Genomic DNA, 22,527 nt, shown 5'->3' with positions numbered 1-22,527 from the left:
GACGTGATATCGAATTTTATGAGGCTTTAAACATGGTACCTGTGGTCGCGCTTGTCGGGCGCCCGAACGTTGGAAAATCCACTCTTTTTAACCGTTTAACACGCACCCGTGATGCGCTGGTTGCGGATTTCCCGGGGCTCACGCGTGACCGTAAGTACGGTCGTGCAGAAGTGGAAGGTCGTGAGTTTATCTGTATCGATACCGGCGGTATCGACGGGACAGAAGACGGCGTTGAAACCCGCATGGCGGAACAATCCCTGCTGGCGATTGAAGAAGCGGACATCGTGCTGTTTATGGTGGATGCGCGCGCGGGCCTGATGCCTGCCGACGTTGCCATCGCCAAGCACCTGCGCTCACGTGAAAAATCTACCTTCCTGGTGGCGAACAAAACCGACGGTATCGATCCCGATCAGGCGATGGCCGATTTCTGGTCATTAGGCCTGGGCGATATCTACCCGATCGCCGCTTCACACGGTCGTGGCGTTACCAGCCTGCTGGAAACCGCGCTGCTGCCGTACGTTGACGAGATCAACCCGCCGGAAGAGGTCGACGAAGACGCCGAGTACTGGGCGCAGTTCGAAGAAGGCGAAGAGGGTGAAGAGGAGCCGGAAGACGACTTCAACCCGCAGGATCTGCCGATCAAGCTGGCCATCGTCGGTCGTCCAAACGTCGGTAAGTCAACGCTTACTAACCGTATTCTCGGTGAAGACCGCGTGGTGGTGTACGACATGCCGGGCACCACCCGCGACAGTATCTACATCCCGATGCAGCGTGACGAACGTGAATACGTTCTGATCGACACCGCGGGCGTGCGTAAGCGCGGCAAAATCACCGATGTGGTGGAAAAATTCTCGGTAATCAAAACTCTGCAGGCGATTGAAGACGCCAACGTGGTGATGCTGGTTATCGATGCCCGTGAAGGCATCTCCGATCAGGATCTCTCCCTGCTCGGCTTTATCCTTAACAGTGGGCGCTCACTGGTTATCGTCGTCAACAAGTGGGACGGCCTGAGCAACGAAGTGCGTGAGCAGGTCAAAGAGATGCTGGACTTCCGTCTGGGCTTTATCGACTTTGCCCGCGTCCACTTCATCTCAGCCCTGCACGGCAGCGGCGTGGGTAACCTGTTTGAGTCCGTACGCGAAGCCTATGACTGTTCAACGCGTCGTGTCGGTACCGCGATGCTGACCCGTATCATGACCATGGCGGCAGAAGACCATCAGCCACCGCTGGTGCGTGGTCGTCGCGTGAAGCTGAAATATGCCCACGCCGGCGGTTATAACCCGCCTATCGTGGTGATCCACGGTAACCAGGTGAAGGATCTGCCGGATTCTTACAAACGCTATCTGATGAACTACTTCCGTAAATCGCTGGAAGTAATGGGCACACCGATTCGTATCCAGTTCAAGGAAGGCGATAACCCGTTTGCTAACAAGCGTAACACCCTGACGCCGAACCAGATGCGTAAGCGTAAGCGTTTGATTAAACACATTAAGAAAAGCAAATAATCCTTGCTGCTCTGCTGAAAAACCCGCGCCTGTCGCGGGTTTTTTTATGCCTGAAAGGGACGAATAATTATTGATGTGATGTCAATCACTATTCATGTTTATCCAACATAAAATCTAAGAAATAAGACGATTGTCGAACTTTCATCTTTTGGTGGTGGGTTGGGGGCTGGACAAAAGTTGCCTTAGGTTATCAAATGGTTAAATAACATTTCGCCGGATGTAAAAAAAGCCACCTGAACGTTAACCGGGCGGCGGGTTTCCGGTGTTTACAAGTACGACGACACATCATCTCGGGAGAATTATGCAATCCTCTGTTAATAAAAACGAAAGCCGAACTTTCTTCGGCCATCCTTATCCGCTCGGCGCGCTGTTCTTCACGGAGATGTGGGAGCGCTTCTCGTTTTACGGTATTCGTCCGCTGCTGATCCTGTTTATGGCGGCCACCGTCTATGACGGCGGCATGGGGCTGGCGCGTGAAAATGCCTCCGCTATCGTCGGTATCTTCGCCGGAACCATGTACCTGGCCGCGCTGCCGGGCGGCTGGCTGGCGGATAACTGGCTCGGCCAGCAGAAAGCGGTCTGGTACGGCTCAATTCTGATTGCCCTCGGCCACCTGTCGATTGCGCTGTCGGCGGTGATGGGCAACAACCTGTTCTTTATCGGCCTGATGTTTATCGTCCTGGGCTCGGGCCTGTTCAAAACCTGTATCTCGGTGATGGTGGGCACGCTGTATAAAAAGGGCGATGCGCGTCGTGACGGCGGCTTCTCGCTGTTCTATATGGGCATCAACATGGGGTCGTTTATCGCGCCGCTGATCTCCGGCTGGCTGATTAAATCCCACGGCTGGCACTGGGGCTTTGGTATTGGCGGCATCGGCATGCTGGTGGCGCTGGTCATCTTCCGCCTGTTTGCCGTGCCGTCGATGAAGCGCTACGACAGCGAAGTGGGGCTGGACTCCACCTGGAACAGTCCGGTGGTGAAGAAAAATGGCGTTGGCGGCTGGTTACTGGCGCTGGCGGCGGGTGTGGCGATTATTGTCACCCTGATTGCGCAGGGCGTGATTGTCATTAACCCGGTCGCGGTGGCCAGCGTGCTGGTGTACGTGATTGCCGCCTCGGTGGCCCTGTACTTCATCTGGCTGTTCATGTTTGCCGGCCTGAACCGCAAAGAGCGCGCCCGCCTGCTGGTGTGCTTTATCCTGCTGGTTTCTGCGGCCTTCTTCTGGTCGGCGTTTGAACAAAAGCCGACCTCGTTCAACCTGTTTGCCAACGACTACACCAACCGCATGATCGGTGATTTTGAAATCCCGGCGGTGTGGTTCCAGTCAATTAACGCCCTGTTTATTATCCTGCTGGCACCGGTCTTTAGCTGGGCCTGGCCGAAGCTGGCGAGCAACAACATCCGTCCGGGCAGCATCACCAAATTCGTGATCGGCATTCTGTGTGCAGCAGGGGGGCTTTGGCCTGATGATGCTGGCGGCACAGAACGTCCTCAACAACGGTGGAGCGGGGGTATCGCCGTTCTGGCTGGTGGGCAGTATCCTGATGCTGACCCTCGGTGAGCTGTGTCTGAGCCCGATTGGTCTGGCGACGATGACGTTGCTGGCGCCGGAAAGAATGCGTGGCCAGATGATGGGCCTGTGGTTCTGTGCCAGCGCGCTGGGCAACCTGGCGGCGGGTCTGATTGGCGGCCATGTTAAAGCCGATCAGCTGGAGCTGCTGCCGAACCTCTTCGCGCGCTGCTCCATCGCGCTGCTGATTTGTGCCGCTGTTCTGATTGTGCTCATTGTTCCGGTGCGTCGTATGCTGGAAAATGCGCAAACCAAAAACGAGCCGAAACCGGTAACCAACGTCTGATATCCGCCTGAGCTGGCCGGGGCGTAGGTTACGCTCCGGCCTTGCCACGACAGAGGTGATATATGCAGATTGGGTTTGTTGGACTTGGCGCGGTGGTTGAAACCGCCTACTTACCCGCACTACAACATACCTTTGGCGCTTCCCTCCACTGTCTGGGGTTTGATATCCAGCCGGCTAAGACGCTTGATGGCGTCACCCGATGTCCTTCGCTTGCCGATCTCCTCGCCCAATCCCCCGATACGCTGTTTATTACCACCGCATCGCTGCAGCACCTTGAGGTGCTTGAGCAGGCGCTGGCGTCTTCCATCCCGCGCATTGTGGTCGAAAAGCCGGTGGTCGCTACACTTGCCCAAATCGCCAGGCTGAAAACGCTGCTGGCGAGGCCGGAGGCGGCCGCCCGGGTGCTGGCGCTCGATCACTGGATGGCACGCATTAACCTCGTGCAGCTGGGGTTGGTCAACACCTTTTCGGATATCGTCCGCATCGAGGGCTTTTTACAGGAGCCGAGCGGGTTTAACGCGGCGGGGGGAGCCCATCGCGCTCAACTTCGCCACCGGGGAACCCGACACCCGAACGCTTCGTCATCCTGACGGGGGTGATCCTCGATATCGGCACGCACGTGCTGGCGATGCTGCGCGAAACGCTGCGCTATCTGGGAGGAAGCGGTGATATAGCCCTGCAGGTTGTGGAGGCCAGAGACCGTCTGGGGCGCGATATCGCCAGAGGCGACCTGACCACGGCGGAAGGCGAAGCGCATCTTCAGGGGCTGCTCGGCGGCGTGCCGGTGGATATCTGGCTTAACAAATATGCCGGGCCGTCCGGCGGGCAAAAAGGGCTGCGGCTGTATCTGCGGGATGGACGCATTATCAGCCATGACCGACGCGGGGCAGAAGATGTGCTTGAGCTGATCGATGGCGATAAGGTTCACTCCTGGCGTTTTGGCGGCACGATCTATGAGCGCTGCCTGGCGGAGCATATTCTGGGTGAGCAGAGCCTGTTTGCCCGCGATCCGGAAGAGGTGAGCCGCACGACGCAGCGCAGGCTTGAAGAGGTGGAAATCCTGCTAACATTACAGCAACAGCTGCGTGGCCCCCACTAAACGCATCGTGGTAACATCAGGGCAGAACTGAATATCCTTCAAAGGAGGCATCATGTCGATTACCTGCCCGGATTGCCATGCGGAGATTGAACCGCAAAACGGTGTGGCGCACTGCGAAACGTGCAACAAAGATATCGTACTGGAAGCGCGCTGCCCGGAGTGCCATCAGCCACTCCAGGTGTTAAAAGCCTGCGGTGCAGTGGACTATTTCTGCCAGAACGGCCACGGTCTGATCTCGAAAAAGCGCGTGGAGTTCGTCAGAGCTGACGCTTAATCGCATACGCAGCCTTCGCCTTTTTGCCAGAGCTCGATCAGCGACTCTGGCGCTTCCTGTTCGGGAACCAGCACAATAATGTCGGTGTATTGCGCCTGATTGTGCCGGGTCCATATTATCTGGATGCGAAAATAGCGCTGGTCGCCGCCACCGGGTGACGACCGCTGGCCGGGCGGCTCTCCCCGCGGAATAGCCTGCTCCAGTATATTCACCACGCGCTGGCGCTGCGCGCTGTTAAGCGTCGAGAGCGCGATTCGCCGTAAGCCGCTGAGATGGGGAATATAGGCCACGCCGCCTTCACGGGCCAGCTCGACCACCGCGTCATCCGTCAGTTCCGGAACCTGCATTTACAACACTCCCACCTGTTTCCAGGCTTGCTCAATGGCTGCTGCGACGTTGCCACCCGATCGCTTTTCACCGTGTGCCACCGTCAGTTTCGCAAAGGCGTCAAAATCTGCATCTTGCGCCAGCTGGCGATCGCAAACCGTGTCATACCAGGCATAACCGGCTTTCTCCCAGGCATGGCCGCCAATGGCCGTCGCGGCAAGGTAAAACGCGCGATTAGGAATACCCGAATTAAGATGCACGCCGCCGTTATCTTCGCGCGTTTTGATAAAGTCTTTCATATGCCCGGGCTGGGGATCTTTGCCGAGCAGGGGATCGTCATAGGCGGTTCCAGGTTCTGACATCGATCGCAGCCCTTTGCCATTAATCCCTTCAGCCAGCAGCCCTTCGCCAATCAGCCAGTCGGCTTTGTCGGCCGTTTGCTTCAGGTGATACTGTTTCACCAGCGAGCCGAAAACGTCAGATAACGACTCATTCAGCGCACCCGATTGTTCAAAGTAGATAAGCCCGGCTTCGGTTTCGGTCACCCCATGGCTAAGTTCATGTGCCACAACGTCAATGGCAATAGTGAAGCGGTTAAATATCTCGCCGTCACCATCGCCAAATACCATCTGCTGACCATTCCAGAAAGCGTTCTGATATTCCCGCCCATAATGAACGGTGCCCGTCAGTATCAGCCCTTTGTTATCCAGCGAGTCGCGATGATAATTTTTCCAGAAAAAATCATGGGTGATACCTAAATAATCATAGGCTTCATCGACAGCAATATCCCCATTTGACGGCTGTCCCTCATAACGCACCTGAGTGCCCGGCAGTTCCTGGGTCTGTTTGGCATCATAAATATCGCGCTCCAGCTGCCCGGCTTTATTAACGTGCGGCGCAGCGGGTTTACCTGGCATATGTGCCATCAGCGTTTGTACATGCGTCAGCGTCTGGCGGGCGCAGCGCTGCTGGGGCTCAGAGCCACTTTCAATAATACGACGAAGAATATACGGCGGGATCACGCTATAAGTTCGGGTCATGCGACTCTCCTGTTATGGCAATGCCGAAAAAGCAACAACTTAAGTGTAAGTCATAACAGCAAAACGGCAGGTAAGTCGGACAAATCGCGGCCTGACGCGTGTCAGGCCTTTTTGCGGGCGCGGGTTTTCTTCACCGGCGTCACGCCTTTCACTTCGCTTTCCACCCAGCCGTCTGACAGGCGGGTGGTGAGGACATCCCCGGCTTTGACCTGTTTGGTCTGCTTCAGCACCTGGCCATCGGTCGCGGTGGTCACGCTGTAGCCGCGCGCCAGCGTCGAGAGCGGGCTGACGGCTTCCAGATGGGTGACCGCGTTACCGAAGCGTTCCCGGGTACTGCTTAGCCGTGCGCGCAGGTTCTCCGCGAGGCGATATTCCAGCTGCTGGATACGCGTTTGTGCGCGATAAATGCGCGGCTGCGGGTTGTGCTGATTCAGGCGCTGGGTCGTGCGCTGCTGGCGCTGTACCGCGCGCTTGAGCTGATTGTCCACCGCAAGGTTCATCCGCTGGCGCAGACGCTCCAGCACGGTCTGCTGTCGCGCCAGACGCAGCTGCGGGTGCTGCTGCTGCAGGCGATGATGAAGCTGGGTAAAACGACGGGTGCGGTTGGCGAGGAAGTAGTCCATCGCCATCTCGAGGCGCTGCTGGCCGTTTTGCATCTGGCGCAGCAGTTCGAGCTGGTTACGGCTCACCACTTCTGCCGCGGCAGACGGCGTCGGTGCCCGCAGGTCGGCAACAAAATCGGCGATAGTGACGTCGGTTTCGTGCCCGACGGCGCTGACCACCGGGATCTGGCTGGCAAAAATCGCCCGCGCCACGCGTTCGTCGTTAAAGCTCCACAGATCTTCCAGCGAACCGCCTCCGCGTCCGACAATCAAAACATCACACTCCTGACGGGCGTTAGCCAACTGAATGGCGCGAACAATCTGCCCGGGCGCATCGTCCCCCTGCACCGCGGTCGGGTAGATGATGACCGGCAGGGAAGGGTCGCGGCGGTTCAGCACGTGCAGGATGTCATGCAGCGCGGCACCGGTTTTCGACGTGATCACCCCCACGCAGTGGGCAGGGGAGGGAAGCGGTTTTTTGTACTGCTGATCGAACAGACCTTCTGCCGAAAGCGTGGCTTTCAGCTGCTCGTATTTCTGCTGGAGAAGTCCTTCACCCGCAGGCTGCATACTCTCGACGATAATCTGGTAATCACCGCGCGGCTCGTACAGGGTGATACTGGCGCGAACCAGAACCTGCTGGCCGTGCTGCGGCCGGAAGGTGACCCGACGGTTGCTGTTGCGGAACATCGCGCAGCGCACCTGAGCGGTATTGTCCTTCAGGGTGAAGTACCAGTGACCGGATGCCGGCTGGGTGAAATTAGAGATCTCTCCGCTAATCCACACCTGGCCAATTTCCTGCTCAAGCAGCAAACGGACCGTCTGATTAAGGCGGCTGACGGTATAAATTGAGGGGGATTGAGAGGATAACATGTGAGCGGGATCAAATTCTAAATCAGCAAGTTATTCAGTCGATAGTAACCTGATAAGAGGCAATCGCAAGCATTTTTTATAAAAAAGTGTAGATGCAATCGGTTACGCTCTGTATAATGCCACGGCAATATTTAACCACCCAGGTCAGAGATATTGCCCATGCTACGTATCGCTAAAGAAGCACTGACGTTTGACGACGTCCTCCTCGTTCCCGCTCATTCCACCGTTCTGCCGAATACTGCCGACCTCAGCACGCAGTTGACCAAAACCATTCGCCTGAACATTCCTATGCTCTCCGCGGCAATGGACACCGTGACTGAAGCGCGCCTGGCTATTGCCCTGGCTCAGGAAGGCGGCATTGGCTTTATTCATAAAAACATGTCTATCGAGCGCCAGGCGGAAGAAGTTCGCCGCGTGAAGAAACATGAATCTGGCATCGTTACCGATCCACAGACCGTTCTGCCAACCACCACCCTGCACGAAGTCAAAGCGCTGACCGAGCGTAACGGCTTTGCAGGCTACCCGGTTGTGACCTCCGATAACGAACTGGTGGGTATCATCACCGGCCGTGACGTGCGTTTCGTCACTGACCTGAACCAGCCTGTCAGCGTCTACATGACCCCGAAAGAGCGTCTGGTGACCGTGCGTGAAGGCGAATCCCGCGACGTGGTCTTCGCAAAAATGCACGAAAAACGTGTTGAAAAAGCGCTGGTTGTGGATGGCGGCTTCCACCTGCTCGGCATGATCACCGTTAAAGACTTCCAGAAAGCAGAACGTAAACCGAACGCCTGTAAAGACGAGCATGGCCGTCTGCGCGTCGGTGCTGCGGTTGGCGCAGGTGCGGGCAACGAAGAGCGCGTTGATGCGCTGGTTGCCGCAGGCGTTGACGTCCTGCTGATCGACTCCTCTCACGGCCACTCCGAAGGCGTGCTGCAACGTATTCGCGAGACCCGTGCAAAATATCCTGACCTGCAGATCATCGGCGGTAACGTGGCGACCGGCGCAGGCGCACGTGCGCTGGCTGAAGCCGGTTGCAGCGCGGTGAAAGTGGGTATCGGCCCTGGCTCCATCTGTACTACCCGTATCGTCACCGGCGTGGGCGTTCCGCAGATCACCGCGGTATCCGACGCGGTAGAAGCGCTGGAAGGTACCGGTATTCCGGTTATCGCTGACGGCGGTATCCGCTTCTCCGGCGACATCGCCAAAGCCATCGCGGCCGGTGCGGCAGCGGTAATGGTGGGTTCCATGCTGGCCGGTACCGAAGAGTCCCCGGGCGAAATCGAACTGTTCCAGGGCCGTTCTTACAAATCTTACCGCGGGATGGGTTCTCTGGGCGCGATGTCAAAAGGCTCCTCCGACCGTTACTTCCAGACCGATAACGCTGCCGACAAACTGGTGCCGGAAGGTATCGAAGGCCGCGTGGCCTATAAGGGCTACCTGAAAGAGATCATTCACCAGCAGATGGGCGGCCTGCGCTCCTGTATGGGCCTGACCGGCTGTGGTACCATTGACCTGCTGCGTACTAAAGCGGAATTCGTGCGTATCAGCGGTGCAGGTATCCAGGAAAGCCACGTTCACGACGTGACGATCACCAAAGAGTCTCCGAACTACCGTATGGGCTCCTGATTAATTTCCGCGCCCGGCTCTGAGCCGGGCGCTCTGTTTTTGTTTCACTTGCCTCGGAATTAGCGTCAATGACGGAAAACATTCATAAACATCGCATTCTCATCCTCGATTTCGGTTCTCAATACACTCAGCTGGTGGCACGTCGCGTGCGTGAGCTGGGCGTTTACTGCGAACTGTGGGCGTGGGATGTTACGGAAGCTCAGATTCGCGCGTTCAATCCAAGCGGCATCATCCTTTCCGGCGGCCCGGAAAGCACCACCGAAGATAACAGCCCGCGTGCACCGCAATATGTGTTCGAAGCAGGCGTGCCGGTGTTCGGCGTCTGCTACGGCATGCAGACCATGGCGATGCAGCTGGGTGGTCACGTTGAAGGTTCTAACGAGCGTGAGTTCGGCTACGCACAGGTTGAAGTACAGACCGACAGCGCCCTGATCCGCGGTATCGAAGACTCCCTGACCGCAGACGGCAAAGCGCTGCTCGACGTCTGGATGAGCCACGGCGACAAAGTCACCGCTATCCCGTCCGACTTTGTGACCGTTGCCAGCACTGAAAGCTGCCCGTTCGCCATTATGGCCAACGAAGAGAAACGCTTCTACGGCGTGCAGTTCCACCCGGAAGTGACCCATACCCGTCAGGGCCTGCGCATGCTGGAGCGTTTTGTCATCGACATCTGCCAGTGTGAAGCTCTGTGGACGCCAGCAAAAATCATCGACGATGCGGTTGAGCGTATTCGCCAGCAGGTCGGTGACGATAAAGTCATCCTCGGCCTGTCCGGCGGTGTTGACTCCTCCGTGACCGCCATGCTGCTGCACCGCGCCATCGGCAAAAACCTCACCTGCGTGTTCGTGGACAATGGTCTGCTGCGTCTGAACGAAGCCCAGCAGGTGATGGACATGTTCGGTGACCACTTCGGTCTGAACATCGTTCACGTGGAAGGCGAGAAGCGCTTCCTCGACGCGCTGGAAGGCGAAAACGATCCGGAAGCCAAACGTAAAATCATCGGCCGCGTCTTCGTGGAAGTGTTCGACGAAGAAGCGCTGAAGCTGGAAGACGTGAAGTGGCTGGCACAGGGCACCATCTACCCTGACGTGATCGAATCCGCGGCTTCTGCCACCGGTAAAGCACACGTCATCAAATCTCACCACAACGTGGGCGGCCTGCCGAAAGAGATGAAGATGGGTCTGGTTGAGCCGCTGCGCGAGCTGTTCAAAGACGAAGTGCGTAAGATCGGTCTGGAGCTGGGTCTGCCGTACGACATGCTCTACCGTCACCCGTTCCCGGGTCCGGGTCTGGGCGTGCGCGTGCTGGGCGAAGTGAAGAAAGAGTACTGCGACCTGCTGCGTCGTGCGGACGCGATCTTCATCGAAGAGCTGCACAAAGCTGATCTGTACAACAAAGTGAGCCAGGCGTTCACCGTGTTCCTGCCGGTTCGCTCTGTCGGCGTAATGGGCGATGGCCGTAAGTACGACTGGGTTGTCTCCCTGCGTGCGGTTGAGACCATCGACTTTATGACCGCCCACTGGGCACATCTGCCGTATGACTTCTTAGGCCGCGTGTCTAACCGCATCATCAACGAAGTGAACGGTATTTCCCGCGTGGTGTATGACATCAGCGGTAAGCCACCAGCGACGATCGAGTGGGAATAACTCCCGCCCGTTAATCGTGCTCTGTTTAAGCCCGCGTCCTGCGGGCTTTTTATTGCTCGTTTCATTTCACCGCTTGCTCAATCGCCCGGACAATCTCCTCCGGGTGACTCACCATCGACACATGGCTTGCCGCCACTTCGGTGGTTTTGGCATGAATTGCTTTCGCCATCGCACGCTCCAGCTCCGGGTTGATCATCCGGTCATTCTTGCTGACCACATACCAGCTCGGTTTGTCGTGCCAGGCTGCATGGGTGACCTTTTCTGCAAAAGCGTCGGCGCGGATCGGGCCCTGAGTGGCGGTCAGCGTATTCTGCTCATCAGCTTTGATGTCCGGTGCAAAATCCTCGCGTACCGATTTTCCTGGTAAATAGAGAAAACCCTCTGCGGTTTTGGCGATGCCCGCGCTGCCCGGCGGAGCGGGGTAGCTCCCGGCCAGATCCGCCGTCGACTGGCCCGAGTCCGGGGCAAATGCCGCCACATAGACCAGCGATTTGACCCGCGGATCGTTGCCCGCCTCGCTAATCACCGTCCCGCCCCAGGAGTGGCCCACCAGCACCACATCCCCGTGGGCCCGCGCGATGGCGCGCTGGGTTGCGGCGACATCCTCTTTCAAAGAGGTGAGCGGCAGCTGAACGGCAATGACCTCGGTATGCTGTTTTTGCAGTTTATTGATCACCCGATTCCAGCTGCTGCCGTCGGCAAAAGCACCGTGCACCAGGACCACGGTTTTATTATTCGCCAACGCGGAGCCACTGGCGGCGGCCAGCAGCAGGCCTGTTGCGAGCGTCTGAGTAAACAGTTTTTTCATTATCACGGCCTCAACGATAGATATCCGCAGTGCCCGACAGGGTGTTATTTCCCCCGGCGGAGGTAATACGAAACGCGCTGGCACCCGCTTCTGCGGCTTTGGCCTGCAGTTTTGCCTCCAGATCCGCCAGCGACGATGCGCCGCTGCTGTCGGAAACGGTGCCAATTTTTTGCTGCTCCTGAGGGTGGTTAATTTCCTGGGCAGCGAAAGCGGAAGAAGTCATGGCGGCGGTGAAGGTCAGGACAGCGATTAGTAATGTTTTCATTTTACGATTCCTCAAAACGGTTTATGTGAATGCGAAGGTTTTCTTAACGACAGACACAGAAGACCATTTTTATGTATCGGCCCTGTTTGCTGCGGGCGGCTTTTTTTGTATGGCCGCGTAAGGAGGGAGTCGTGGATACAGTGGGATACATTTCGGTCGCGCGCGAAGCCTGGCCCTTCACGATAGCCACCGCCAGCCCGGCAATCACCAGCGTCAGCCCCCACGACAGCCACATCGCGCCGATCGTCCCGAACGCCCGGTTTAACCATGCATAGGCCAGCGGGGAGGCCGCCGCCATCAGCTGGGCCGGGATCAGCAGTACCCCGGTGCGCCGGGCGTACTCTTCAGGGGCAAACAGCTGCAAGGGTAAGGTGGCTTTCACAATGGTCACCAGTCCGTTTATCGCCCCGTAGCCCAGCACAAAACCGGCGGCAGACCAGAGGAAGAATGTACTGCTCAGCCCGAGCAGAAAGCACACCGGCATGGCGAGCGCGGTGAGCAGCGTCAGGCGCAGCGGGGTGAGCCCCGCCCCGGCAACGACCTCCAGGAACCGCGCGCCGGTCTGCCCAATCCCCCATAACATGCCGATGGTAACCGGCAGGCCGACGCTGGCGATAAATTCCGGCAGGTGTGTGGAGGTGCCGTTAGAGACAAAGGTGATCAGCGCAATGAAGGCGGCATACAGCCAGCCGTTGCGGCCACCGGCAGGCGGGGCGGGCTGCTTTACTGCGGGGCGTGTCTGATTGGGTAGCGAAAAGACTAACGCGGCGCTCAGCAGGCCGAACAGGGCGTAGATCAGCAGCGCACTTCGCCAGCTCATCACCGTCAGCAACGCCTCGCCCAGCGGCCAGAACACCACCGAGGCCAGCCCACCTGCCAGGGTGACGCGGGAGATGGTGCGCCGCGCCTGCTGGCCGTAGAGATTCACCAGCGCCGCAAAGAGTGCATCGTACAGCGACAGGCGCATGCCGATGCCGGTTACCATCCAGGCGGCGTACCAGGCGACAAGGGAGTGGGCGTTGGCCATCAACACACAGCTGGCGGAAATCAGCAGCGATCCGATCATCACCACCCGTTGTCCGCCCATCCACGCCAGCAGTTTAGCGACAAAGGGGGAGAGGGCGGCCATCACCAGCATGGCGAGGGTCAGCCCCGAATAAATCGCCGGTGACGACCAGCCGCTGTCCGCCGCGATGGCCCGGGCGAAGGTGCCCGGCATGTAAAAGGAGATCCCCCAGTTGATAAGCTGGTTACAGCCGGTGGTGAGGGGGAGGGTGCGGGGCATGGGCAGGTTTTTCATTATCTTTCATTCCATCAGACAGTTATCCTGAGCATATCCCGCGCATCAGACCGCAGGCAGGCCGGTGCGTTTATGGCTCCTATAAGAGAAACTTTGTGATGACGACGCTGAATCTGGGACAGCTGGCAACCTTTCGACTGGTCGTGCAGCGGGGCAGTTTTTCTGCGGCTGCGGACGTGCTGGGGCTTTCGCAACCGGCGGTGAGTTTGCAGATCCGCCAGCTGGAGCAGTTTTTACAGGCGCGATTAATCGAGCGTACCGGTCGGGGCGTGAAAGCCACGGCGGCCGGGCTGGCGCTGTTGACTCATGGCGAGCGGATTGAGCAGGCGGTGGACGAGACGATTCGGGCGGTGGCCGCGTTCAGCCATGAGGTGAGCGGAACGATCGCTATCGGGATGGGGGCGACGGCCTGCATCCATCTTTTACCGCCGCTGTTGCAGCAGCTGCGGCAGGATCATCCCCTGCTGCGGGTCGGCGTCACCACCGGCAACACGCTGGAGATTGTCCGCGCCATAGAGGAGAACCGTCTCGATCTGGGGCTGGTCACCTTACCCGTTGTAGGTTCGGCGCTGGCGATCGCGCCGGTGCTGGATGAGGAGTTTGTGTTTATTGCAGCAGCGGATCAGCAGGGGCTGTTTGCCACGCTGACCGCACCTGAACTACAGGCCCACCCCTTTATCGCCTTTGAAACCGGGAGCAGCACAAGGGCAGTGATCGACGCCTGGTTTCAGGCCAGCGGTCTGGAGGTGCAGCCGATCATGCAGTCTGGCAGTATCGAAGCCATCAAACGTATGGTTCGCGTCGGGCTGGGATACAGCATTATTCCACGCATGGCGGTGGAATGTGCGGAGGACAGGCAGGGGCTATGCGTGCGCTCACTTACGCCGGTTTTAGAGCGTCAGCTGGCCATCGTTATGCGTCAGGATAAAGTGCTGAGTAAAGGGATCAGCGAAATTATTCGATTATTACAAACGGCGTAATAATTTAATTAGCCCATAAAAACAGAAGGCTTAATTAATTGTGGTGGTGGAGCGTTCGACGTATTCGCCAGAGAGGCTGGATTGTTGCGCCTGCTTTTTTTCCTGGTGGTGATACCAGGCACCAATGGAGGAGTAAACGAAGCGGCCCACGAAAAAGAATAAGCTGATTAGCAGTATGATACGCGTCATCCGAGTGTTAAACCGATGTCGTTTTCGCATACGTGTGGCCTGACTCACTGTAGTGTTCCAGAAAATACCCTGCGGGCGATGTGCCATTAAGGCATACGGGGCCACAGGGGTCAATTAATCCGAATGTAAAATTCTGTCAACGATTAATCCACTGATTGTTATGTTTAATAATAACTTTATTTACGCCACTGATAATTAGCACAAAAGTACGGTTAAAAAATGTGAATATTCTTTCCCGGGATTAATCTCTTTGATTTAAGTCAAATCTCCCTCGCCAGGGCTTACTAAAATCTTTCCTCCTTTCGTGTAAGCGTTATTTCGCCTGCACGACAACGTCGTCAGGTTGGATGCCTGTCTGAACTGCCCCTGGATGAGTGGGTTAACTATGGCATCTATGACTATTTTCTCGTTATACAAAAAATATAGAGACCGCTGGTGGGCGCTGCCGCTGATCCTGCCGGTCGTTCTGCTGCCCGTCGCGCGCCTTGCCACCACCTACACCCAGGTTCAGGGGAATATCGTGGTGCTCTACTATATGCCGCTGGCGTTCTTATTGTCGCTGATGCTGTTTTACGGCATGGCAGCGGTGCCCGGCATTATGCTTGCGCTCTTTGTGCGCTACTACCCTTCGGTGGGCGGTTACGAGACTGCCGTGGCAATTGGCCATTTTTTGATCCCGATAACCCTCAGCTGGGGCGGATATCGGGTCTTCGCTCCCCGCCGCAATAATGTCTCCTATGGTGACGCACGACTGATGGCGCAACGGATGTTCTGGCAGATGCTCTGTCCGGCCACGATTTTCCTGCTGCTGTTTCAGTTCGCCGTCTACCTTGGCGTCTACAAAACACGGTTTGACCTGGCGGGTATCAGCACCCCCGGGATCCGCTCGCTGATTAATTACCAGGGCTTACTTGTTGGCTGCCTGACGGGCGTGCCGTTCTGCTATCTGATCATCCGCACCCTTCGCCACCCCCGCTATCTGCGCAGCCTGCTGTCGCAGATTGTGGGTCAGATCGACCGTAAAGTGACGGCGACGGAAGTGGTTATCTGGCTGATGGCAACGAGCGCACTGCTGGCCTTGCTCCTGTGGCCCATCACCGAAAACAGTACTATCTTCAGCACCAACTACACGCTGTCGCTGCTGATGCCGGTGATGCTCTGGGGATCGATGCGCTTCGGCTATAAGCTGATGTCCCTGATCTGGACGCCGGTACTGATTGTCTCAATTCACTTTTTTGACAGCTACATCCCGCGGGCGCAGGGCTATGACATTCAGCTCACCATCACCTCCTCCAGCTATCTGGTCTTTACCTTCGTGGTGGTTTACATGGCGATGCTGGCGACGCGGCAGCGGGCGATTAATATCCGCGCCAGACGGCTGGCGTTTCTCGACCCGGTGGTGCACATGCCCAACCTGCGGGCGCTTAACCGTGCGCTGGGGAAAAAGCCCTGGTCGGTGCTCTGCTTCCTGCGCATTCCGGAGCTGGAAGTGCTGGGACGTAACTACGGCGTCCTGCTGCGTATCCAGTACAAACAGAAACTGGCCGCGTGGATTAATGATTATCTGCAGCCGGATGAGTGCGTCTATCAGCTGTCGGGGCACGATCTGGTGCTGCGGCTGAATACCGAGTCGCATCAGTCCCGCATTGATGAGCTGGATTTACACATCAAGCGTTTCCGCTTCCTCTGGGACGGAATGCCGCTCCAGCCGCAGGTGGGGGTCAGCTACTGCTACGTGCGGTCGCCGGTGGTGCACCTTTATCTGCTGCTGGGGGAGCTGAGCACCATTGCCGATCTCTCCCTGGCGACCAATCACCCGGAAAACTTACAGCAGCGGGGCGCCATCAATCTGCAACGCGGCCTGAAAGATAAAGTCGCGATGATGAGCCGCCTGCAGCGTGCGCTGGAAAAAGATGAATTTACCCTGCTGGCGCAGCCGGTGAAGGGGATCCGCGGGGATGACTATCACGAGGTGCTGCTCCGTCTGCAAAACGATGGCGCAGAGCTGATTTCCCCCGATGAGTTCCTGCCCGTCGCGCAGGAGTTTGGCCTCTCTTCGCGAATCGATCTGCTGGTGCTGGAGAAGACGCTGCAGTTTATGGACGATAACCGGGAGAGTCTGCCGGGCCAGCGGTTTGCCATTAATCTGTCGCCTTCATCCGTTTGCCGGGCGCAGCTGCCGCTGGAGGTGAGCCGCATGCTGCAAACCTATGCCATTGAGAGCTGGCAGCTGATATTCGAGATCACCGAGAGCAGCAGTTTTGGCAATGCCGGGCTGGCGATGCAGACGATGAACCATTTGCAGGAGATGGGCTGCCGGGTGGCCATTGATGACTTTGGTACCGGCTACGCCAGTTACGCCCGCTTAAAAAGCGTGGATGCCGATATCCTGAAGATCGACGGCAGCTTTATTCGTAACATCGTCAACAACAGCCTGGATTATCAGATCGTGGCCTCGATTTGCCATCTGGCGCGGATGAAGAAAATGCTGGTGGTGGCAGAATATGTCGAGAGCGAGGAGATCCGCTGCGCCGCCGAGGCGCTGGGAATTGATTATTTCCAGGGGTATTTAATTGGCAAACCCGTACCGCTGGACTCTTTACTGCCGCAACAGGCGCTCACGAAGAGCGCCTGAAGGAGAGGTTACGCGGCGACGTTCGGAGAGTGCTCTTCTTCGATTTTCAGGCACCAGCCGGTGACGGCGCTCCAGTACTGCTGCTCTCTTTCCAGATCCAGCAGCACCAGCGCGTTCTGGCTGAACCAGTCGTGCGGGAAACTCAGCGTCCAGTGGTTATCGTCCGTGGTGAGCGTCAGCGTCGGCGGCGTGGTCGTTGCCTGACGTTGGTTGTTGAGCAGCACGCCCAGACGTAACAGCTGGATCAGCGGCAGGAACTGTTTTTTCTTGAACAGCGTAAAGCGCGGCAGCTCGTCCAGCTTAACGGCTTTACGATGATAGCGGACCAGCGAGGCCATCATGGTCTGCTGCTCCTGGTTAAAGCCAGGCAGGTCGCTGTTTTGCAGAATGTAGGCCGAGTGGCGGTGCATTCCACTGTGATTGATGTTCAGCCCGACTTCGTGCAGCATCGCTGCCCACTTCAGCAGGGCCGCCAGCTGCGGATGCGCCAGTTTCGGGTTCTGGGTTTCCCACTGCTCATACATATGGGTCGTGGTTTCCAGCACGCGTCTTGCCTGCTCGCGGTCAATGTTGTACTGATTCGCCAGGCTCTGCGCGGTACGGCTGCGAATATCCTGGTGGCGGAAACGGCCTTCCATCTCATACAGCACGCCTTCGCGCAGCGCACCGTCAGACAGGCGCAGCTCGCGAATGGCCAGCGCATCGAACACGCCGCACAGGATCGCCAGGCCCGGGACAAACACCGCTTTGCGCTCTTCGGAGAGGCCAGGCAGGCTCAGGGCATCAAAGCTCTTATGCTTGATCACCTCTTCCATCAGCATCGACAGACGCTCAGGGGTGATAAAACCGTCTTTTTCGCCCATCTCCACCAGTACTTCATGGGCGGCTTTGATGGTGCCCGAAGCGCCAAGCGCCACGTTCCAGCCCTGTAGGCGGTATTGCCAGGCGAGCGACTCCAGCTTCTGCACCGCGGCCATGCGCGCGCGCTGGAAGTTCTCCCGGCTGATTGTTCCGCCCGGGAAGTAGATCTGGGCGAAACTGACGCAGCCCATCCGGCGGCTTTCGACCAGATGTGGCTCAAAGTTTTCGCCAATCACCAGCTCCGTTGAGCCGCCGCCGATATCGATCACCAGCTTACGGCCTTTTTCCGGCTGAGTATGTTCCACACCCATGAAGATCAGACGGGCTTCTTCATTGCCCGAAATGATCTCGATAGGGTAGGGGATCACCTGCTCCGCGCGCTTTAAAAAGTCCGTGGCGTTCGACGCCTGGCGCAGGGTATGGGTTCCGACAATGCAGACGCTCGACGGGGTGAAACCCTGCAGGCGTTCGGCAAACAGCGACAGGCAGTTCAGCCCGCGCTCCATCGCCTCTTCGCTGAGCATGTTGTCTGCACCCAGGCCGTCAGCCAGGTGGACGCGCTGTTTCAGACGACCAATGATCTGCATTGCGCCATCAACCTCACGGGCAATGACCATGTGGAAGCTGTTAGAACCAAGGTCGACCGCAGCAAACTCCTGCGGTCGTGGGGTCTTATCGTTTATCGGCATAGGTTAATCGGGTTGCTCGAGTGATTTGATATAGTCGTAAATCGCCAGCTGTGACCGCACCTTACGGCGATTGCCGCGCGGCACATAGCGGTTACTCAGTTCTTTATCGATATACCGTGCTTTCACGGTATCGTTTAACAGTAAATCAATAATATCAAGAACTTGTTGCTTAAGTCGCGGATCGAGCAGCGGCGTCGCTACCTCGATGCGATAGTCGATGTTGCGCGTCATCCAGTCGGCAGAAGAGAGGTAGACCTGCTTATCGCCACCGTTCTCAAAAATATAGGTGCGATCGTGCTCGAGGTAACGGTCAACGATGCTAATGACGCGAATATTTTCGCTGATACCCTCAAGCTCGGGGATCAGAGAGCACATGCCGCGGATCAGCAGATTGACCGGCACGCCTGAGCCGGAGGCGGCATACAGGCGATCCACCAGCCCTTTATCGACCAGGTTATTGAGCTTCAGCGTGATGCCGGAAGGCAGGCCTTTCTGCGCATTGGCGATCTCACGGTCGATCATGTCATACAGCAGACGGCGGGAGTTCTGCGGCGACACCAGCAGGTAGTCGAAGCTGACAGGCCGGTACGGGTTCTCAATGAAGTTAAAGACCCGGCGCACCTCGTTGGTGATGCGCGCATCGGCGGTGAGCAGCGAGTAGTCGGTATAAATACGCGCGGTCTTCTCATTGAAGTTACCGGTACCGATGTGGGCATAACGCACCACGTCATCACCCTCTTTACGGGAGATGAGGAACAGCTTGGCGTGGATCTTCAGCCCCGGGGCCGAGAAGATCACGTGTACGCCCGCTTCGGTCAGACGACGGGCCCAGTGGATGTTGGCCTCTTCGTCGAAACGCGCCTGCAGCTCCACCACCACGGTCACTTTCTTCCCGTTGTGGGCGGCATGGATCATCGCATCGATAATGCGCGAATCCTTCGCCACGCGGTAGATGTTGATTTTGATCGCCAGCACGTTGGGGTCGAACGACGCCTGACGCATCAGCTCCAGCACGTGCTCAAAGGTGTGGTACGGATAGTAGAGCAGGACGTCGCGCTCGCGAATGGCGTCGAAGCCGTTGCGGAACTTGTCAAACCAGATATGGCGCAGGCGCGGCAGCGGCTTGTTCACCAGGTTGGCCTTGCCAACGTTCGGGAAGCCGATAAAGTCTTTGAAGTTGTGATAGCGGCCGCCCGGCACGATGGAGTCGTAGCGGGAGATGGTCAGCTTTTCACGCAGCATCTCGACCATCGCGTCCGGCATATCGCGCTGGTAGACAAAGCGCACCGGTTCAGCGGTAAGGCGCTGCTTGAGGCTGGAGGACATCAGCTCCATCAGGCTGGCTTCCATCTCGTGCACCAGGTCGTACTCGGCGTCACGGGTCATCTTCATCGAATAGGCGTTGAGCGCGTCGTAATCGAAGAAGCCCTTAAAGATATCGTCCAGGCAGTAGCGCAGGATGTTATCCAGCAGGATCATCGGCTTGCGGCGACGCGGCGTTTCCGGCGGCAGGTTGACGAAGCGCGGCACCTTGTCCGACGGGATCTCCAGCAGCGCATAGCGAATGCTGTCGCCGCGGATTATCTCCACTGCCAGATAGGTGTAGTCATCCTTCAGGAACTGCACCAGGTCCGTTTCACGGTTAATCAGAATAGGGGTGATGTGCTGGCGCAGATAGTGTTTGAAATAGTGGCGCAGCCAGCTCTGCTGGTTGACCGAGAGCTGTCGCTCGTTGATCAGGAAGATTTGATTGCGTGCCATCTCCAGCAGCAATTCGTTATACAAGCTGTCAAATTCCTGATCGGCTTTCAGGACCCGGGACTGGATCTTGCCAAGCAGATGACGCGAATTCGAGTTTAAACCCTGCTCTTCGCTAATGATGATTCGACGCTTCAGTTCAGCAAAGCGAACTTTATAGAACTCGTCCAGGTTATTGGAGTAAATCCCCAGAAAACGCATGCGTTCAATCAGCGGGTTACTTTTATCCGCCGCTTCCTGAAGCACGCGCTCGTTGAATGCTAACCAGCTTAGCTCTTTCTCGATGTATAACTTTTCCTGACCCATTACTACTCACACTCCAGTTCAATCACAGGACGTGGTAAATCCGTCTCGCCTTTATTATGGCGAGCATTTCCACTATATGTCCAACTGTGTCAGAAAAGTATGACAGTTAAATTTATTCTTGAGGGATAATAGAAGGTTGGCTGGTGGTGCGGAATAGTGCTTCGCCATAAAACGTAGGCCGGGTAAGCGTCGCGTCACCCGGCAAAAAACTACTCTTCCGCCGCATGTCCTTGCGGAGGTAGCGGCGCGCCATCCAGCCAGGCGGCACCGTCGCGCATTTCCAGGCGGCCATCAACAAACCAGCTCACCACCAGCGGATAGATGGCATGCTCCTGGGCCTGAACCCGAGCGGTGACCTCTTCTTCGCTGTCGCCTTCAAAGACCGGCACTTTCGCCTGCAGGATAACCGGGCCACCGTCCAGTTCGTCAGTGACAAAATGGACCGAGGTGCCGTGCTCCTCATCGCCATTATCCAGCACCTGACGGTGGGTATTCAGGCCGGGATATTTTGGCAGCAGGGAAGGGTGGATATTCAGCAGGCGTCCGGCATAGTGCGCCACAAACGCCGGGCTGAGGATCCGCATATAGCCCGCCAGCACCACTACGTCCGGGGCGTAGGCGTCGATCTCCTGCACCAGCTCGCGGTCAAAGGCCTCGCGGCTGGCAAACTGGGAGGCGCTGAGCGCATGCGCGGCAATGCCTGCCTCGCGGGCACGCTCAAGGCCGAACGCGTCGGCCTTGTTACTGAATACTGCGCGGAGGGTGCCGTTGATCTTCTTCTGTTTGCAGGCATCGATAATAGCCTGCAAATTACTTCCGTTACCGGAAATGAGCACCACTATGTTTTTCATTCAATGACCACACGCTGTTCGGAATCAGATGCTTTGATGATACCGATTTTCCACGCGTTTTCACCTTTCGCCTGCAGCAGCGCCAGGGCATTGTCCACTTCGCTGGCCGGCAGGGCGATCAGCATCCCTACGCCGCAGTTGAAGGTGCGATACATTTCGTGATCGCTGACGTTACCGGCATCCTGCAGCCAGTTAAACACCGCCGGCCACTGCCAGGAAGATTCGTCGATCACTGCCTGGGTGTTGTCCGGCAGCACGCGCGGAATGTTTTCCCAGAAGCCGCCGCCGGTCAGGTGGGCGATAGCGTGAACGTCCACGTTCTCGATCAGTTCCAGAATGGATTTCACGTAGATGCGGGTCGGTTCGAGCAGGTGATCGGCCAGCGGTTTGCCTTCCAGCTCGGTGGTCAGCGGGTCGCAGCCGCTCACTTCGACAATTTTGCGCACCAGGGAGTAGCCGTTGGAGTGCGGGCCGCTGGAGCCCAGCGCAATCAGCACGTCGCCGTCGGTTACTTTGCTGCCGTCAATAATCTCGGATTTCTCGACAACGCCCACGCAGAAGCCGGCGACATCGTAATCTTCGCCGTGGTACATCCCCGGCATTTCAGCGGTTTCGCCGCCGACCAGCGCACAGCCAGACTGCAGACAGCCTTCCGCGATCCCGCTGATCACGCTGGCTGCGGTGTCGACGTCCAGCTTGCCGGTCGCGTAGTAGTCGAGGAAGAACAGCGGCTCAGCGCCCTGAACCACCAGGTCGTTAACGCACATGGCGACCAGGTCAACACCGATGGTGTCGTGGCGTTTCAGATCCATCGCCAGGCGCAGCTTGGTGCCCACGCCGTCGGTGCCCGAGACCAGAACCGGTTCACGGTATTTTTGCGGCAGCGCGCACAGGGCGCCGAATCCTCCCAGCCCACCCATCACTTCCGGGCGGCGGGTTTTTTTAACTACCCCTTTGATACGGTCAACCAGCGCATTACCTGCGTCAATATCTACACCGGCATCTTTGTAGCTGAGAGAAGTTTTGTTGGTCACGGC

17 protein-coding genes and 2 pseudogenes are annotated in these 22,527 nt (G+C 57.4%); 8 read left to right on the top strand and 11 right to left on the bottom strand.

Features of this window, described 5'->3' with window-relative positions:
* Nucleotides 1–32 precede the first annotated feature (32 nt).
* From der to AAHB66_RS16950, 4 genes and pseudogenes are all read left to right on the top strand, one after another.
* Nucleotides 33–1,505, top strand: a complete 1,473-nt coding sequence (der, locus tag AAHB66_RS16965; RefSeq protein WP_166183342.1) for a ribosome biogenesis GTPase Der — start codon at nt 33–35, stop codon at nt 1,503–1,505.
* 301 nt (nt 1,506–1,806) lie between these two features.
* A pseudogene (locus AAHB66_RS16960) lies at nt 1,807–3,361 on the top strand (peptide MFS transporter).
* A gap of 62 nt (nt 3,362–3,423) precedes the next feature.
* Nucleotides 3,424–4,460, top strand: a pseudogene (locus AAHB66_RS16955) (Gfo/Idh/MocA family oxidoreductase).
* A 52-nt stretch (nt 4,461–4,512) separates the two neighbouring features.
* Nucleotides 4,513–4,734, top strand: a complete 222-nt coding sequence (locus AAHB66_RS16950; protein ID WP_347113723.1) for a zinc ribbon domain-containing protein — start codon at nt 4,513–4,515, stop codon at nt 4,732–4,734.
* Here the strand turns inward: AAHB66_RS16950 and AAHB66_RS16945 are convergent.
* From AAHB66_RS16945 to xseA, 3 genes are all read right to left on the bottom strand, one after another.
* Nucleotides 4,731–5,081 (bottom strand): protealysin inhibitor emfourin, encoded by a 351-nt coding sequence (locus tag AAHB66_RS16945; RefSeq protein WP_347113721.1) that lies wholly within the window; start codon nt 5,079–5,081, stop codon nt 4,731–4,733. The genes AAHB66_RS16950 and AAHB66_RS16945 overlap by 4 nt on opposite strands.
* Entirely contained in the window at nt 5,082–6,101 is a 1,020-nt protein-coding gene (locus tag AAHB66_RS16940) for a M4 family metallopeptidase (RefSeq protein WP_347113720.1), read from the bottom strand. It lies immediately after the preceding gene.
* Nucleotides 6,102–6,202: 101 nt separating this feature from the next.
* On the bottom strand, nt 6,203–7,576 hold the full coding sequence (xseA, locus tag AAHB66_RS16935) for an exodeoxyribonuclease VII large subunit (protein WP_347113718.1): 1,374 nt from the start codon (nt 7,574–7,576) through the stop codon (nt 6,203–6,205).
* A gap of 159 nt (nt 7,577–7,735) precedes the next feature.
* On the opposite strand from xseA, the gene guaB reads away from it, so the two are divergent.
* The gene (gene guaB, locus AAHB66_RS16930) at nt 7,736–9,202 is read left to right on the top strand and encodes an IMP dehydrogenase (RefSeq protein WP_347113717.1); all 1,467 of its coding nucleotides are present in this window, start codon (nt 7,736–7,738) and stop codon (nt 9,200–9,202) included.
* A gap of 68 nt (nt 9,203–9,270) precedes the next feature.
* Nucleotides 9,271–10,848 carry a glutamine-hydrolyzing GMP synthase gene (gene guaA, locus AAHB66_RS16925; RefSeq protein ID WP_347113715.1) on the top strand — a complete coding sequence of 526 codons (1,578 nt, stop codon included), beginning with the start codon at nt 9,271–9,273 and terminating at the stop codon, nt 10,846–10,848.
* Nucleotides 10,849–10,909: 61 nt separating this feature from the next.
* On the opposite strand, the gene AAHB66_RS16920 is transcribed toward guaA, so the two are convergent.
* From AAHB66_RS16920 to AAHB66_RS16910, 3 genes are read right to left on the bottom strand one after another with little or no spacing between them, the layout of a single operon-like run.
* A complete protein-coding gene (locus AAHB66_RS16920; protein WP_347113714.1) occupies nt 10,910–11,656 on the bottom strand; it encodes an alpha/beta hydrolase in 747 nt (248 codons plus the stop codon).
* Between the two features lie 10 nt (nt 11,657–11,666).
* Nucleotides 11,667–11,921 carry a YdgH/BhsA/McbA-like domain containing protein gene (locus AAHB66_RS16915; protein WP_347113713.1) on the bottom strand — a complete coding sequence of 85 codons (255 nt, stop codon included), beginning with the start codon at nt 11,919–11,921 and terminating at the stop codon, nt 11,667–11,669.
* 43 nt (nt 11,922–11,964) lie between these two features.
* The gene (locus AAHB66_RS16910; protein WP_347113711.1) at nt 11,965–13,221 is read right to left on the bottom strand and encodes an MFS transporter; all 1,257 of its coding nucleotides are present in this window, start codon (nt 13,219–13,221) and stop codon (nt 11,965–11,967) included.
* Between the two features lie 98 nt (nt 13,222–13,319).
* Between AAHB66_RS16910 and AAHB66_RS16905 the strand changes: the two genes are divergently transcribed.
* Nucleotides 13,320–14,201: a LysR family transcriptional regulator gene (locus tag AAHB66_RS16905; RefSeq protein WP_347113709.1), complete on the top strand. Its 882-nt coding sequence runs from the start codon at nt 13,320–13,322 to the stop codon at nt 14,199–14,201.
* A gap of 30 nt (nt 14,202–14,231) precedes the next feature.
* On the opposite strand, the gene AAHB66_RS16900 is transcribed toward AAHB66_RS16905, so the two are convergent.
* Nucleotides 14,232–14,438 carry a YfgG family protein gene (locus AAHB66_RS16900; protein ID WP_347113708.1) on the bottom strand — a complete coding sequence of 69 codons (207 nt, stop codon included), beginning with the start codon at nt 14,436–14,438 and terminating at the stop codon, nt 14,232–14,234.
* Nucleotides 14,439–14,784: 346 nt separating this feature from the next.
* Between AAHB66_RS16900 and AAHB66_RS16895 the strand changes: the two genes are divergently transcribed.
* Entirely contained in the window at nt 14,785–17,025 is a 2,241-nt protein-coding gene (locus tag AAHB66_RS16895; protein ID WP_347116510.1) for an EAL domain-containing protein, read from the top strand.
* Between the two features lie 8 nt (nt 17,026–17,033).
* Here AAHB66_RS16895 and ppx read toward each other — a convergent pair whose 3' ends face one another.
* The 4 genes from ppx to purM form a co-directional block, all read right to left on the bottom strand.
* Nucleotides 17,034–18,575, bottom strand: coding sequence for an exopolyphosphatase (gene ppx, locus AAHB66_RS16890; RefSeq protein ID WP_347113706.1), 1,542 nt, complete (start codon nt 18,573–18,575; stop codon nt 17,034–17,036).
* A gap of 3 nt (nt 18,576–18,578) precedes the next feature.
* Nucleotides 18,579–20,639: a polyphosphate kinase 1 gene (ppk1, locus tag AAHB66_RS16885; protein ID WP_347113705.1), complete on the bottom strand. Its 2,061-nt coding sequence runs from the start codon at nt 20,637–20,639 to the stop codon at nt 18,579–18,581.
* A 209-nt stretch (nt 20,640–20,848) separates the two neighbouring features.
* Nucleotides 20,849–21,490 (bottom strand): phosphoribosylglycinamide formyltransferase, encoded by a 642-nt coding sequence (purN, locus tag AAHB66_RS16880; RefSeq protein WP_347113704.1) that lies wholly within the window; start codon nt 21,488–21,490, stop codon nt 20,849–20,851.
* Nucleotides 21,487–22,524, bottom strand: a complete 1,038-nt coding sequence (gene purM, locus AAHB66_RS16875; RefSeq protein WP_106994629.1) for a phosphoribosylformylglycinamidine cyclo-ligase — start codon at nt 22,522–22,524, stop codon at nt 21,487–21,489. The genes purN and purM overlap by 4 nt, the downstream gene beginning before the upstream one ends.
* Nucleotides 22,525–22,527 lie beyond the last annotated feature (3 nt).

Source organism: Leclercia sp. S52 (assembly GCF_039727615.1).
GTDB lineage: Bacteria > Pseudomonadota > Gammaproteobacteria > Enterobacterales > Enterobacteriaceae > Enterobacter > Enterobacter adecarboxylatus_B.
The sequence above is the reverse complement of the archived record's forward strand: the minus strand, read 5'-3'. Positions and strand labels throughout refer to the sequence as shown.